12 protein-coding genes and 1 tRNA gene are annotated in these 14,065 nt (G+C 69.3%); 3 read left to right on the plus strand and 10 right to left on the minus strand.

The genetic code is table 11. The features are described 5' to 3' along the window. The first annotated feature begins 49 nt into the window (after positions 1-49). Positions 50-181, plus strand: coding sequence for a hypothetical protein (locus OOK38_RS16205; RefSeq protein ID WP_266759760.1), 132 nt, complete (start codon positions 50-52; stop codon positions 179-181). A gap of 115 nt (positions 182-296) precedes the next feature. Here OOK38_RS16205 and OOK38_RS16210 read toward each other — a convergent pair whose 3' ends face one another. The 5 genes from OOK38_RS16210 to OOK38_RS16230 form a co-directional block, all read right to left on the minus strand. Then, positions 297-971, minus strand: a complete 675-nt coding sequence (locus OOK38_RS16210; protein ID WP_266759758.1) for a DUF2637 domain-containing protein — start codon at positions 969-971, stop codon at positions 297-299. A gap of 94 nt (positions 972-1,065) precedes the next feature. Further along, on the minus strand, positions 1,066-1,236 hold the full coding sequence (locus OOK38_RS16215; protein ID WP_266848548.1) for a hypothetical protein: 171 nt from the start codon (positions 1,234-1,236) through the stop codon (positions 1,066-1,068). Between the two features lie 441 nt (positions 1,237-1,677). Then, complete coding sequence (locus tag OOK38_RS16220) at positions 1,678-3,078, minus strand: FG-GAP-like repeat-containing protein (RefSeq protein ID WP_266759756.1); 1,401 nt, start codon at positions 3,076-3,078, stop codon at positions 1,678-1,680. Positions 3,079-3,314: 236 nt separating this feature from the next. After that, complete coding sequence (locus OOK38_RS16225) at positions 3,315-4,091, minus strand: calcium-binding protein (protein WP_266759755.1); 777 nt, start codon at positions 4,089-4,091, stop codon at positions 3,315-3,317. Between the two features lie 76 nt (positions 4,092-4,167). Then, positions 4,168-5,145, minus strand: coding sequence for a hypothetical protein (locus OOK38_RS16230; RefSeq protein WP_266848550.1), 978 nt, complete (start codon positions 5,143-5,145; stop codon positions 4,168-4,170). A 496-nt stretch (positions 5,146-5,641) separates the two neighbouring features. Between OOK38_RS16230 and OOK38_RS16235 the strand changes: the two genes are divergently transcribed. Then, the gene (locus OOK38_RS16235; protein WP_266759752.1) at positions 5,642-7,627 is read left to right on the plus strand and encodes a nitrate- and nitrite sensing domain-containing protein; all 1,986 of its coding nucleotides are present in this window, start codon (positions 5,642-5,644) and stop codon (positions 7,625-7,627) included. Continuing rightward, positions 7,627-8,046, plus strand: a complete 420-nt coding sequence (locus tag OOK38_RS16240; RefSeq protein ID WP_266759750.1) for a roadblock/LC7 domain-containing protein — start codon at positions 7,627-7,629, stop codon at positions 8,044-8,046. The genes OOK38_RS16235 and OOK38_RS16240 overlap by 1 nt, the downstream gene beginning before the upstream one ends. A 224-nt stretch (positions 8,047-8,270) precedes the next feature. On the opposite strand, the gene OOK38_RS16245 is transcribed toward OOK38_RS16240, so the two are convergent. The 5 genes from OOK38_RS16245 to OOK38_RS16265 form a co-directional block, all read right to left on the minus strand. Beyond that, on the minus strand, positions 8,271-8,777 hold the full coding sequence (locus OOK38_RS16245; RefSeq protein ID WP_266759748.1) for a hypothetical protein: 507 nt from the start codon (positions 8,775-8,777) through the stop codon (positions 8,271-8,273). 88 nt (positions 8,778-8,865) lie between these two features. After that, positions 8,866-8,938 (minus strand) — tRNA-Arg (locus tag OOK38_RS16250). 155 nt (positions 8,939-9,093) lie between these two features. Continuing rightward, entirely contained in the window at positions 9,094-9,756 is a 663-nt protein-coding gene (locus OOK38_RS16255) for a ScbR family autoregulator-binding transcription factor (protein ID WP_266759746.1), read from the minus strand. 206 nt (positions 9,757-9,962) lie between these two features. Continuing rightward, positions 9,963-11,879 carry an IclR family transcriptional regulator C-terminal domain-containing protein gene (locus OOK38_RS16260; protein WP_266765730.1) on the minus strand — a complete coding sequence of 639 codons (1,917 nt, stop codon included), beginning with the start codon at positions 11,877-11,879 and terminating at the stop codon, positions 9,963-9,965. A gap of 518 nt (positions 11,880-12,397) precedes the next feature. Next, positions 12,398-13,672, minus strand: a complete 1,275-nt coding sequence (locus OOK38_RS16265) for a M6 family metalloprotease domain-containing protein (RefSeq protein WP_266759744.1) — start codon at positions 13,670-13,672, stop codon at positions 12,398-12,400. Between the last annotated feature and the right edge of the window lie 393 nt (positions 13,673-14,065).

Consider the following 14,065-nt stretch of genomic DNA (forward strand, 5'->3'; position numbering starts at 1 on the left):
CTGGCGGAGATCGGCGATCCGCTCGCCGACACGCATCTCGACCGCCACGTTGAAGGCGGGTGCCGACAGCAAGGGCGACAAGGCCGTTTACGAGGTCCGGCTCACGGGTCCGAAGAACTGCACCGTCGCCATGTCGGACGCGAAGCAGATCACCCTCGGTTTCACCTACACCGCCGTCTGACCCGCGCGAAGGGCCGGCCCGGGAGGAAATCCCTCCTGAGCCGGCCCTTCTGTCTGTGTGCCCCCGGCAGGATCCGAACCTGCGATACCCGCTTGAGGAGTTCGATTCCAGCCCGCTACCGCTGCTGCCGACGGCCGCGGCGCGTGGGCTGCCGCGGTGGCTGGGTCAAGGTGATCTGCCGGATGAGTTGGTGGAAGCAGGTGAGGGACGCGAGAGCAGGCAGGCAAGCCCCAGTGATACCGGTGAAGGTCCTGTCCGCCTGTGCTACGCACAGCACCATCGCGACGGAGGAGAAGAGCAGAACGACGAACCATGAGTGCACGGCTCGGCGCTGATGCAGGGCAGTCCGGAGGATGGAGAGAGAGGCCACCATCCAGGGGCCGTACACGAGAAGAGGCCACAACGGGAGCATTCCGCCTCCTGTTCCGGACGTGATGCTCTGCAGAGGCTTGTAGGCCACCATGCCGCCGAAGACGCTGACCATCGCCACGATGACGGCAACGAGTGCGACGATGACGAAGCTGGCGATCTGCAACCACTTGAGCCGGACCTTTCGGACCCGCATCTTCCGGTGCCCGGCAGAAGAGCGCCGGGTGCGCGGCAGCTGAGCGGTGAGGTGCGCCAGACTCTCCATCGGGTCGGTGAAGTCGGCATCGGGCGAGGACTCGCTGCGAGGCGGCGGCACCCTGGCCGTCTGCTCCGCCGGAACGGCCTCCTGCATGAGATAGGCGAGTTCCTCGACCGGGTCCCAGCCAGCGTCGGGTGGGGTCAGGGGAACCCCTTCGTGCACGCTGTCGACAGGTCCGCCGTTCCAGCCGGTGCCCGACCCGTAGGAGTATGCGTCGGAATACCCTTCGCGCCGCGCAAAGGGCGGATCTACATAGTCATGATTCATAGGAATGCGCCCCTCGGGCGCGGTCCACGTGACGGCCGGAGCCCTCCTGGCCGTTCCACCGCGAATCGAGTTCCTCCCGGATCGCCTCCAGCAGCGCGATGAACTCGCGAAGCAGTGGCTCCGTGATCTGACGTTCGATCCGCACGCCGTCCCCGATCACGGTGTCCTGTACCGCAAGGGCCGAGTACGCCGCACCAGGCGGGGAAGCGTATTTCCCCACTGTCAGATCACGGACCGCAGACAGGCCATCCGTCCTCGCGTTGCGTTGAGGCAGGCCCTGGGACCTTGCTTTTGTCATATACCGCTAACGCCGCTCCCCCTCCTCCAGATGCGCGGCAGATGAGTGACCCTGTCGTTGTGAAACGTGAGGAAGGAACTTCTTGATTGATTTCCTATGTATCTCACTCGCACTTTATGGGTCGAGCGGGTCTTCTTGTGTTTTCTTGAGTAGCAAAGAGGATTCACCGCCGGTGGCCAGGGGCGATGAACACCTGCACAGGTCGACGGATGTCGCACTTCAGGATTCGAACCTGCGGCACCTGCTTCGGGAGTTCGATCCGAGCGTGCCCCGGCAGTGTGCCTGCTCGGCTGCCTGCTCGGCTCAGCGCGCGAAGTTGGCTCCGAATCGGGAATCCTTTTCCGGCGCGTTCAGTGTGCTGGGGCTGAAGGAGGCGATGTTGGTGGTCGTCAGGCCGGTCTTCGAGCCGCGCAGGAGCCAGGCCGCGCCCGAGTTCTGGTAGGTGCCGTCCTCCTGGGGAGTGCCCACGGCGAGGTCCGCGCGATGATTGGCGTTGACGTCCGCGAGCAGTACCGAGGCGCCGAAGTTGTCGCCCTTCTCGGATGCGCCCGGCACGCCGGACGTGGACTGGTTGAAGGCCTGTGCCCCGGTACCGGTGAGGCCGGCCGCGCCGCCCTTGAGCAGGACCACCGCGCCTGCCTCGCGGACCGAGCCGATGTCCTCGCCGGGTACGCCCACCGCGATGTCCGGGTAACCGTCGCCGGTCACGTCACCGGCGGCGAGCGAGTAGCCGAACTGGTCGCCGTAGTCCGTGTCGCCGTTGCCCGCCTCGCCGACGCCCGGGACGCCCGCCGAGTCCTGGTTGATCTTGACGGTACGGGTGGAGAAGCCGGACGCCGAGCCGTAGACGACGCGGATGTCGCCGGCCTGGTACTCCCTCGTCTCGGAGACGTGGTCGACCTGGCGGGCGATGAAGTCGCCGTAGCCGTCCTTGTTCACGTCGGCGACGATCCCGCCGACCGTGTAGTAGCCGGAGGACTGGAAGGTCTTGCTCAGCCCGGTGGACGTGCCCTTCCACAGGCGGGACGTGTACTGCATCTCGTCGAAGCCGTGCTGGGTGACGACATCGACCTTGCCGTCCCCGGTGACGTCGCCGACGGTGAAGTCCTGCGGGCCGTCCTCTTCGTCGAAGGCGAGCGTGTCGGTCGACGCGGGCACCCCGGCGCGGGTGAAGGGACCGAAGCGCACCTCCAGCGCACCGCCGGTGTTGGCGACGAGGTCGGCGTGACCGTCGCCGTTGATGTCCCCGGCACCCACGTCGTACGTCCTGCCGGCGAGTGCGGCGCCGCCGCGGAGTCCCTGTGCGGAGCCCCACAGCACCACGGGCGTGCGGTAACCGCCGACCACGAGGTCGGTGTAGCCGTCCTCGTCGAGGTCGCGGCCCGCTGTCCAGCTGCCGAAGGAGTCGTACTCCGTGACGTCCCCGGGGACGCCCTCGGTGGCGCGCGTGATCAGCTCGGAGTGCGTGGTGTCGGCCCCGGCGGAGGAGCCGTACACGACCGACAGGTAGCCCGCTTCGCCGACGCCCGACACCGTGGCGTTGGGGGCGCTGATCGCCAGGTCGGCGAACCCGTCGCCGTTGAAGTCGATCACCGGCGTCGTCGTCGTGGCGGAGGCCGGTGCGGCCAGAACCACGGGGGCGGTCAGCAGCGCGGCGAGCGCGGCACAACTCACGGCGGAACGACGGCGGGTGCGGTTGGGCACGGAGACTCCCGGTATCGGTACCTGGTACATCGGTCGTTCATGTTGACCACCGCCGCTGAGAAATGGTTGTGGTGCGCGTGACTTGGGCCGGAGAACGAGCGAAGCACCACTAGGACGACGGCCCGCACCACAAGCGGCCACCCCGGGCCAGTCGTGCGGCACCCGCAAGCGCCCATGAGGCGGAAACGGAGTCGGCCCGGCACGAGGCCGGGCCGACTCTGCCTGGCCGTCGAGTGCTACTGCACGTCGACGTAGTCGCCGGTCGCCGAAACGGCCGGAGTGGTCGTGGTGCCGGCGAAGTTCCAGCGCCAGTAGCCGTCCACGGACGCGGTGGTCGTGGTCTGCAGGTCACCCGTGCTGGAGGTGCTCACCGTCTTGATGGTGGTGTAGGTGCTGGTGCCCGCCTTGCGGAACTGGAGCTTGACGGGCCGCGCGGTGTAGCCCGCGTAGACGTCGGTGTCCCAATTCGCCCGGGTGAGCTTGCCGGTGACCTTGAGCGTCTTGCCCTTGGCTATCGGTTCCGGGCCGGCGTTGACGGTCAGTTTCGAGTACCGCTGGAGGCGGGTGGTCGTATAGGCGTCCCGCTGGGTCCAGCTGTCGTCGTTGGCCCATACGTCGACTCCGACCTTCCAGGTCCCGGCGTCGGCGTTGGTGAGCCACCAGTCCGGTTCGAAGGTGAAGGTCTTCGAGCAGGTGGATGTGGTGGCGCTGGAGGCCACGCAGTCCGCGGGGGTGGTGTCCTCGTTCGGCGTGATGTAGCCGTCGGGGTTGTCGGGATCCGTTCCGCGCCACAGGTAGAAGTCCGCGTCCCAGATGCCCGACGGGTCGGCGGCGGTCACCGAAACCGTGACCGTCTTGTCGGCGAGGCCGACAGCGATGCTTTTACCGCCGTTGACGGAGACGTCGACGATCTGGATGTCGCCGACGGTCTCGTCCGCGTACGCGGCAGGGCCGGTGAATCCGCCCAGCGCGGAGGCGGCGGCGAGCACGGCGAAGGTTGCGCGCTTGCGCATGAATCTCCCACAGTGAAGAGGACGCGCCCGCCGGATACATGACACGGCGGGCAGGATGAAGGGGCTGACGCTCCGGTCAGGACTTGGAGAGCCTGACCTCCGACTCCTGCTGTCCGGTGTCGGCAGTCACCGGGTAGTCCCGGTCGTTTGCCCGGGCCCTGCTACGCATCGTTGCGGGGCCGGCTTGGAAAGAAGTGCCAGATTCCTGGCTGGTGAGGCTGACAGACCATGGGACGGGCGAGCCCGGGGTGCAGGCCACGGCTGTCTCGTAGGACGCGGCCGGTGTTCCCTTCTTCTGGATCTGGAAGATCTGGCCGACGAGCGAGACGCTCGTCGGCTTGTTGCACGTCACGGTGCCACCGACGGTGATCCGACCCGCCGGTACCTCCACCGTGCCCTCGGGGTTGACGTCCATCCCCATGGCGAGTTCAAGCGGAGGTTCGGGCATGACCGCGTGAACCGCACCGCGCAGAGGCACCGTTGATCCATTGCAGTACTGCTCGAAGGTGGCGTCGAGCTCATGGACGTAGCCGTAGGGGCCGAACGTGATGTGTTCGATGGTGAAGGAGCCGGAGTTGGTGTTGCACCATTTCTCGGTGCCGTTGTCGGTCCCGCTGAACACCAGTTCCGGATCCCCCGGCTGAGCGTCGGGCCATTGCTTCGTGCCGGTGTACGTGGTGCCCTCGGTCAGCTTCTGACCATCGGGGGCGGCGATGTTGAGACGCCAGAGGGTGCCTTGGTCCGCGTCTATCGCGACGGTGAGGCTGTTCTCGTCCGTGCTGCCCTGGACGTCGAACATCTGGACTGCTCCAGTCGTGTACTCGTACGACTGACCGCCTGAAATGGGCTCACCCGCATCGCCGCTGAAGCTCAGCGTTCCCGATGTCGAGCTGTAGGCCTGCGCGGTGTCCGTCAATGGCGCGGCCGTGAGCGCAACCGTCATCGCCGCGACAGCGCCCACTGCCCGGGCCAGTACGCGTTTCGGCATGGCGCTTCTCGTCAAGTCTGCCCCAAGGAAGTATGTCGATCTTGGCCGATCGGACGTGCCGCTCATGTGCCGCTGAGGGCCAAGTCGGACGAAACGTGAGTGTGGGTGAGGCCGTCGAACCTCACTAGAGGAGCGCAGAAGCTTCAGCAAACGTCACAGCAGCCTCACAGGTCCCGTTCGTCGGATGCGGCCTGGACCGCACAGGGCGGGCACCGGCGACGGCGACCCGGCTCCTGCCGACCGTCTCTGCGCCGTGATCCGCGACGGGCGAGGACATACCTCCGGCCAGGACGGCAACGACTGGTCACAGTCTCTCGGCCCGCGGTGTGAGGGCGGCGCAACTGAACTTCTCACGCGGCCTAACAGGTCGGAAACCGGCCGCTACGGCGGTCGGACTAGCTTCGTGACTATGAGGGTGTGGACGCCAGTACAGCTGGCGCTAGATAGATTTGACGCAATCGGCAAGAGCGTTTTAGGCAAGGGCAGTTCGGGGCGCCGCCGCAGTGGCCAAACGCCTCCTGGCCGTCGGCCGGTGCCTGGTTGGCGCAGTATCAAGGGCCGTGTGGCGGTGGTCATCGCGGTCCCGATCTGCCTGCTGCTGGCGGTGGCCGGTCTCGCCGTGCACGGCCGCGCCGTGGCCCTCGGTGACGCCCGGACGACCCGTTCCGAGGTTGGCCTGAGCCTGCGAATCCAGGCCCTGGTGCACCAGCTGCAACGTGAACGCGGCCTGACCAACGGCCTGTTGGGAGGCGAGGAGGAGTTCCGCCCACCGCTCGCCGCTACTCGCAAGCGCGTTGACACGGCACTGCGCGGAATGCGCCACGAAAGCGCCGTCGACGATGTCATTCAGCGGCACTTGCGGCGCCTTGGCGACATCCGGGCCGCCACCGACAGGGGCAGCGCCGACAAGGGCACCGCAGACCGGGCCGCGACACTGAACTTCTACACCACCGCCGTCGAAGCCCTCAACGCCGTCGACCCGGTAGTGGAAACCGTGAACGGCACCGACCGTCAACTGGGTGACGGACTCACGGCGTTGCGGGAACTGGCCGCGGCCAAGGAGTCGGTCGCTCTCGAACGCGGCCTCCTCAATGGCGTGTTCGCAAACGGCGGCTTTCACGGCCGCGAGTACCTCACGTTCACCGAGGTACGTGCCACGCGCGTCGCCGCCCTCGCCCGTTTCCGGCAGATCGCCACCGCACCCCAGCGCGCGGCTCTGAAGAACGCCTTCGGCACCGAGGACGCCGAACGCGCCACCGTCTACGAGAGCCGGGCGGAAGGCGCCGCCGATGGCTCCGCGCTGCACGCCGACGCCGGCGCCTGGTGGGATGCGATGACCGTACTCGTCGACGATCTGTACGCCGTCCAGCAGTCGGTCGGTGACGACGCGAGGGACCGGGCCGACCGGCTCAGCCACGACGCCGAGATCGGCCTCGCCGCCTATCTCGTCGCGGGAGCGCTCATTGCCGCCTTCGTAGCGGGCCTCGCCGCTTTTGCCTCCCGCTCCCTCACCCGCCCGCTGGGCGCGCTCGCCGAGGCCGCCCACGACGTGGCGCGGCACCGGCTGCCCGCGACTGTCGCCCGTATCCAGCAGTCCCTGCAGGACGATGCTGAGATCCTCCCGCCGGCGGACGCGCCGGACAACCTCGATTCACGGCTGCTGGGCGGCGCGGCGGAGATCGCCGAGGTCGCAGCGTCCCTGCACCAGGTGGAACACACCGCCCTCCGGCTGGCTGCCCAGCAGGCCGGCCTGCGCCGTAACACCACCGAATCGCTGGCCAATCTCGGCCGCCGCAACCAGAACCTCGTGCGTCGTCAGCTCAGCCTCATCACCCGCCTGGAACGGCAGGAACTCGACCCGGACGCCCTCGCCGAGCTCTTCGAGCTCGACCACCTCGCCACCCGTATGCGGCGCAACGCCGAAAGCCTTCTGGTCCTGGTCGGGCAGAATTCGCCGCAGCCCACGGCAGCACCCGCCGACGGCCTGGAAGTCGTCCAGTACGCCGTCGCCGAGGTGGAGCAGTACCGACGGGTCCTGATCGCCACCGTGGAGCCGGTGCGGGTGCGCGGGCACGCCGTCGCCGATGTCGCCCACCTCCTTGCCGAACTCATCGAGAACGGGCTGACTTTCTCGCCACCGACCGAACCGGTCGAGGTTCACGGCTGGTACGACACCGAGGACAACACGTACTGCTTCGCTGTCGTCGACCACGGCATCGGCATGTCCGAAGCCGACAAGGAACGTGCCAACGCCCGCCTCTCCGACGCCGGCGAGGAAGCCTTCCTCGCCACGCCCACTCGGTTCCTCGGCCACCTCGTCGTCGGCCGACTCGCCCACCGCCTCGGTGAAGGTGCCCAAGTCCACCTCTTCGACACCACCGGCGGCGGCCTGTCCGCACTCCTTGCCCTCCCCGGACGCCTGCTCGCCCCCGTGGAGGCCCCCTCCGTCTCACCCCCGCCCGCCAGGCCCGCTGTCTCCTCCCTGCTCAACGGCTTCCGAGCAGGTGTCGCCCGTGCCGAGGCCCGAAGCACACAAGGAGCGTCATAGTGACCACCGCCATCCAGAATTTCGGCTGGCTCATCTCGGAGTTCGTACGCACCGCCGACGGCGTCACCGATGCCGTCGCCGTCTCCACCGACGGCCTGCTCATGGCTGCCTCGGACAGCCTCGGCCGAGATCGCGCGGACCACCTCGCCGCCATCGTCTCCGGCATCACCAGCCTCGCCCAGAACGCGTCCACCACACACGGCTTCCGCGGCATGAAACTCGTCATGATCGAAATGCTCGGGGGTTTCCTCATGGTGGGTCGCATTCGCGACGGCAGCTGCCTCGGTGTCCTCGCCGCCGAGGGGTGTGACGTCGGCCTGGTCGGCTATGAGATGGCCACCCTCGCCGACCGCGCCGGAGAACTGCTCACCCCGCAGTTGGTACGCGACCTCCACTCCGCTCCACTGGTCGCGGGATAGTCGCGGCGCGCTCCGGCTACCTGCGTCTCGGGCCCCTGCATCCGCGACAGATCCCCGCTGTCCGCGCGCGCACCGCATGCGTGCCATACGAGATGCGTGCCACGAGCGCGGGGGCTCTCCTGTCCGCCGGACAGAAGGGCCCCCGGCCCGGTGCTTCTCTGTGCCCCCGGCACTATCCGAGACGCGGAGCCCCGGGCCGTAACAGTCCTGGGGCTCCGTGGTCTTCAGAGAGCGGACTCGGGTCCTCCGCGTGCAACGAGCGCGCGGGCGGCGACAACGACCTCTTCCTTGAGCTGTTCCAGCGGAGTGCTCCAATTGGCGTCCCAGTCGTTCAGCTGAACGGCACAGGCGACGATCGGTTGCAGGCGGTTGGGATAGCCGAGTTCTGACGCTGCTTCGACCCATATGAGGTCGGCGCCGGTCGCCGGGTCCAAGGAGCCGTCGACGATCTGAGCGGCCAACCAGTGAGCCAAGGCCCACCTGGCAGCGGTTGGGTCCGCCGGCACCTCGAATCCCAGCCCCAGCTCGTCCACGACGTGATCGAACAGCTCCCGTGCCTCATGCTCCTCACGACGGCCCAGGCCGGCGAGGAGGGCAAGCGACGGGGCATCGACGTCGGCTAGAAGAGCGTCGAGGCCGGCCTGGATGAGGCGGTCCGAGCCGACGTGACGTCCGAATGCCTGAGCTCGTGCCAGTTGCCTCAACCGGTCGAGAGCCTCGTCTCTTGTCACGCCGGATGCGCTCCGTTCCGTCCCCGTTGACGTCAGAACTGGATGTCAAAGGCCCCGGACCATGATCGGTCCGGGGCCTTTTCCCGTGTGCCCCCGGCAGGATTCGAACCTGCGACACCCGCTTTAGGAGAGCGGTGCTCTATCCCCTGAGCTACGAAGGCGTGCGGATCGTGTGCGATCCGGTAGCTAGCGTAGCGGATGCGGGATGGAGGCTGGGAAAGTTCCCGTCCGCGCAGTTGGGGCGGGGCTGGGTCGGCTGGTCGAGGGGCGAAGGTCGAGGGGCGAAGGTCGGGGGTCGGGCGGCGTCGGGCCTCGGTCATCTGGCCGGAAGGCTGGAGAGGGCCGGGCGGGTCAGGTGGAGCATGCGGGTCAGCCACTGGTCTCCCGTTTCGCGCGGGGAGTGCGAATGAGAGTGGGAGTGGGAGTGGGGGGCGCGTGGGGGCTGGAGGGGCGGTGGGGTGCTCGTGGGGACGCGGGGGAGGGCCGTGGTGCCGGTGATCATGGACAGCATCAGGGCCGCGGCTGTGCGCACGTCGACCTCGGGCAGCAGCGAGCCGTCGCGGCTCGCCCGGCGCAGGGTCCCGTGCAGCGCGCCGAGCCAGTTGAGGTGACAGTGGAGTGAGGGGTCGTCGGGGGTTCTGATCTCCTGGGTCAGGCGAGCGCCCGCACGGACGACCAGGTCCGTTTCGAGGAGGCCCACGAGGGTGTGGGCCATGGCGGTGGCAATCTCGAAGGCCGGGGTCTCGCGCCGCATCAGCTCCACGAGCGCGGCGCCCGACGTGACGCAGGCCTCCGCCTGGACGGCCCGGGCAAGATCGGACTTGGCCGCGAAGTGGAAGAACAGGGCGCCCTTGGTGACCTGCGCGCGTTCGCTGATCACGGAGAGCGTGGCGCCTTCGTAACCGGCCTGGTCGAACACGGTGGAGGCCGCTCGGATCAGGTTGCGCCTGGTTCGCTCGGACCTCTCCTGCTTCACCACGACGCGATCACCCGGACGCTCCTTGTCGTTCGGCCGCTGTTTGTCCTGCCGCCAGCGACGCTAGGAACCTGCTTTCGGGTCTGTCAACGGGGCCGGGTCGTACAGATCATCTTCACGCCATTGCGGTAATCCCCAGGAGAGACAGGGGAGTTGCGCGGGCGGATATGGCCGGAGACGGGCGGGACGGCGGCTCCGGTCATCGCGTCTCAGGTCAGCTGCACCAGCCGGAAGCGGCCCGCGACGCGCAGGTCCGCCTCGATGCGGGTCGCCGTCGCGTGGAGGTCGGGCAGTACATCGCGGACGCACTCCTCGGCCGTACGGCGACTGCTGTGCATGGCGACGTTCAGCGCGGCCACGACTCGTCCGCCGCGGTCGCGCACCGGGACGGCGATGGACCGCAGCCCCTGCTCCAACTCCTCCTCGACCATGGCGTATCCGGCCTTCCGGACCCGGTCCAGCTCGGCCCGGAAACGTTCCGGGTCCGTGATGGTCCGCGGGGTCAACGGGCTCAACTGCTCGGGCAGCGCGGCGGAAAGACCACCCCACGGGCCGACGGACGGCTCTCCGGAAGGGTGTACGGAAGGGGCCACGGGCTCACCGGGGCGTCCGAGGAGTCCGTCCTCGAGTCCCTCCGTCCCGCGGGTCTCCGGCAGATCGGCCAGGATGACGCGGCCCAGCGAGGTGGCGTACGCGGGCAGCCGGGTGCCGACGGTGACGTTCACGCTCATGATGCGCCGGGTCGAGACCCGCCCGGTGTACTGGATCTCGTCGCCGGCCAGCACCGCGAGCGACACCGAGTCGTGCAGCCGCTGCGAGAGTTCGGTCATGTGCGGGGTCGCGATCTCGGGGAGCGAGGTCCGCGAGAGTGGCGGGAAGCCGAGGCTCAGGACGCGCGGGGTGAGCCGGAAGAAGCGGTCGTGCGTGCTGACGTATCCGAGGTGTTCCAGCGTGATCAGGGCACGGCGGGCGGTCGCTCGGGCGAGTCCGGTCGCCTGGGCGACCGCGGTGAGGGTCAGTTCGGCACGCCCCTCACCGAACGCGGTGATCACGGTCAGTCCGCGGGCCAGCGACTCGATGAACTCCCGCCCCAGTTCGTGCTTGGAGGCGCCGGTCCAGTCGGCGAGCCCGGAGGGCGTGGTGGCGTCCCCGGCGTCGGCCCGCGCGTACCTTTCCGCGGCGAGCGCGCTCTGCTCCGGTGCCGCCTGCGTCGACGCCTCCCGTTCTGCCGCCGTCCGCTCCGACGCCCTCCGCTCCGGCGCCGGCTCCGCTTCCAGCGTCAGCACCCGTTCCATCTCGGCCACCGCCATCCGCAGCCGTGGCAGCAGCACGTCCCGCAGGTCGGTGGCGCTGTGCCGGCTCGTGTGGCTCACCACGTTCACCACGCAGGCGATCCGCCCCGCCTCCCGTACGGGCATCGACACGGCGACCAGCCCGGGCTCGATCAGCTGGTCGTCCAACGCCCAGCCCGTCCTGCGTGCTTCGGCCGCCCGCTGCTCGAAGTCGTCTCCGACGGTGGGGAGTTGGCCGGCCGGGAACGCGGTGGTTTCCGTCCTCCCGTCGTACGGTCTGCTCCGTGCCGGTACGGCGGGAAAGCCGCGGTCCTCCGGGTCGGTCGCGCGGCGTTCCCGCCAGCGTGCCCACTCCTCCTCGCTCCATTCGGAGGCGAACAGCGCGCCCGGCGCGGTGCGTTCGGCGGGGAGCAGGTCGCCGATGCGGAAGCTCAGGGACATCGCGCGGCGCCGGGTCGCCTGATGGATGAAGCGGATGCCGTCCTGGTCGCCGACGGCGAGGGACACCGACTCGTCGAGTTCGTCGGCGAGCGCGTCCGCGTACGCGTCCAGGAGGCGGGGAAGCCGGAGAGCGGCGAGATAGGCGTTGCCGAGTTCCATCAGCCGTGGGGCGAGTATGGCGTCCCGGCCGTCGAGGCGTACGTATCCCATGCGCGCGAGGGTCGCCGTGATCCGGTCGACGGTGGACCGCGCGAGCCCGGTGGCCCGCTCGAGTCCGCTCAGACTGGACGCCCCGTCCGCCTCGGTCAGCCGGCGCAGTACGGCGATCCCGCGGATGAGCGGCGTGACCGCCTCGTCAGGCACCTCGGCCCCGGCGGAGGCCCGGGCGGAGATCCCGGGCGAGGTCCCCGAGACGGGCACCCCGGCCCCCTCCCCCGTCCCGACTCCGGTGGTCGATGCCCCGGTGCCAGGCCCAGCGCCCGACCCCGAACCAGGCCCCGACCCCGTGCCAGGCCCTGTGCCGGAGCCAGACCCCAACCCTCTGCCCGACCCCGTGGTCGGCCCTGCGTTCGATGACGTGGCGTTCGATGACATGGGCTCTCCGTTGCGGCTCTCAGAAGAGTCACCGTGTGGCGGATCTCGGATGAGTCACCGTGTGGCGGATCTCAGGTGAGTCACTGTGTGGCTTGATCTCAGATGAGCCACGGTAATGCTTGCCCGGCCGTCGAAGCAGGTCGGCCGCTCCTCGGCGCGCGCCGATCCGCCGCCCGCACCCCTGCCCGTCCGCCTGTCCGTCCCGTCCGCCCGCTCATCCGGCTGCCAGGCTGCCCGTGCCGCCGGCTGTCCGTGCGCCCGGTTGTCCGTCCGGCAGCCCGTCCGGTCGCCCGGTGGCTCCCCTGGCGGCTCCCCGGTCAGCGGCGCGTCACGTACACCCGATACTTCCCCGCGACGTCCGCCGCCGCGACCCGGACGGTGAGTCCCGCCTTCGGGTCCTTGAAGGTCTCCCCGGGGGCGAAGGGTGCGTCGGAGAGTTCGGCGTGGACGTTGGGGGAACGGGTGCAGCCGCCGCTGTCCCGGTGGGAGTCGTACACCGTGACGGGCCCGTTCCCGGTGTCCACGTCCGCGTCGACCTTGTAGACGAGGATGCCGGGATGGCAGACCGCGGAGTCGTTGCCCGCGCGGGTGCGCAGTTCGAGGACGAACCCGCTCCGGGCGCTGGTGGGTATGACGACCAGCTTCGCGCCGCCGGGCCGGGCCAGCGGGGTCAGCTTGTACTCGGTGGTGCCGGGCGCCGCCGCGCAGCTCACCTGGGAGGCGTCGAGCCAGCCGAGCTTCCACTTGTGCCAGCCCAGGAGGTCGTTGTCGGCCCCCCAGTCCTCGCTCATGATGTCCCAGTGCCCGACCGCGCCGCCGCCGTCCTGGGTGTAGAGGTCGGGCAGACCGAAGGTGTGGCCGTTCTCGTGCGGCAGTACGCGGTAGCCCGTGTCGGCGTAGGAGCCGGAGCCGTCGTCCTGGCGGCTGTAGACGAAGGACGCGTTGGCGACCGGGACGCCGTCGGCGACCGGCGCCTCGGTGTTTCCGGCGAAGGTCACCGACAGCACGGTGTCCAGCGCGGAGGGCCCGGCATTGGGTGTGACCAGCACGTTCATGATGTCGTACGAGCGGAAGTCGACCTCGGGATCGGCCGCGGCCACGATGTCCTGGACCAGTTCGCGGTACCCGGGGTCGAAGGGCGCGCCGCGTTCTATGCCGTACTCCTTGAAGGGCTTGGGCATCCGCAGCCAGTGCCGGACGGGGGCGTCGGGGCGGTAGTCGAGGCGGCCGTAGGAGGCGGTGCGGAACCATTCCTGCGTCTTCGGGAAGAACTCGTCGTACCGGTCGCGGGCGCTGCCCTTGCCGGGTGCGTCGGAGAAGTCGACCATCAGGGTCAGTGCCCGGACGGTACCGGTGGAGCGGGCGTAACCGGACGAGGTCGGAATGCCTTCGCCCATCTGGATGCCCGACGGGCCGTTGATCATGCAGGGACCGAGCGCCGTGGAGCGGGCCAGCGCGCTGGAGCCCGCCGTGGCCGAGCCCGCCGTCAGGTGCCCGGTGCCGGCGGCGGTGCTGACCGCCATCGTCAGCACGGTCACCGTGGCGAGCGCGGCCACACGGCGCGGGCGTATCCGGCGGGTGGACGGCTGCATGCGGGGGCCCTTCGCTCCACGGCAGCCGCCGGTCTCCGACTGCACCCTTGCGATCACCCTGAGTCGCCGACGCGCCGGGCGCGCGCTGGATGGGCCCGATCGGGTTTATCTCCGGGAGGACCTGAAACGGCTTCCGGGGGGAGGGCGCAGCGGGGTTCCGGTGGCCCCGGGAGGCAAGGCGGGAGACCGGACTGGACACCGGACTGGAGGCAAGGCGGGAGGCCGGACGGGTGGCAGGGCGGGAGGCCGGACGAGAGACCGGACGGGAGACCGGAAAGGCTCGGCGGACCTGGGCCAGAAAGGCCCGGCGGACCTGCGCCGGAACCGCCCGGCGGACCTGGGCCGGAACCGACGCGGGATCCGTCAGGGATCCAAGGGTCCGGCGGGGTCCGG

This window comes from Streptomyces sp. NBC_00568 (genome assembly GCF_026341855.1).
Taxonomy (GTDB): domain Bacteria; phylum Actinomycetota; class Actinomycetes; order Streptomycetales; family Streptomycetaceae; genus Streptomyces.

Bases quoted from the DNA above. Each gene is read 5' to 3' on its own strand.
- OOK38_RS16265 (WP_266759744.1), bottom strand. From the start codon at position 13,672: ATGCAGCCGTCCACCCGCCGGATACGCCCGCGCCGTGTGGCCGCGCTC.
- OOK38_RS16225 (WP_266759755.1), bottom strand. From the start codon at position 4,091: ATGCGCAAGCGCGCAACCTTCGCCGTGCTCGCCGCCGCCTCCGCGCTG.
- OOK38_RS16230 (WP_266848550.1), bottom strand. From the start codon at position 5,145: ATGAGCGGCACGTCCGATCGGCCAAGATCGACATACTTCCTTGGGGCA.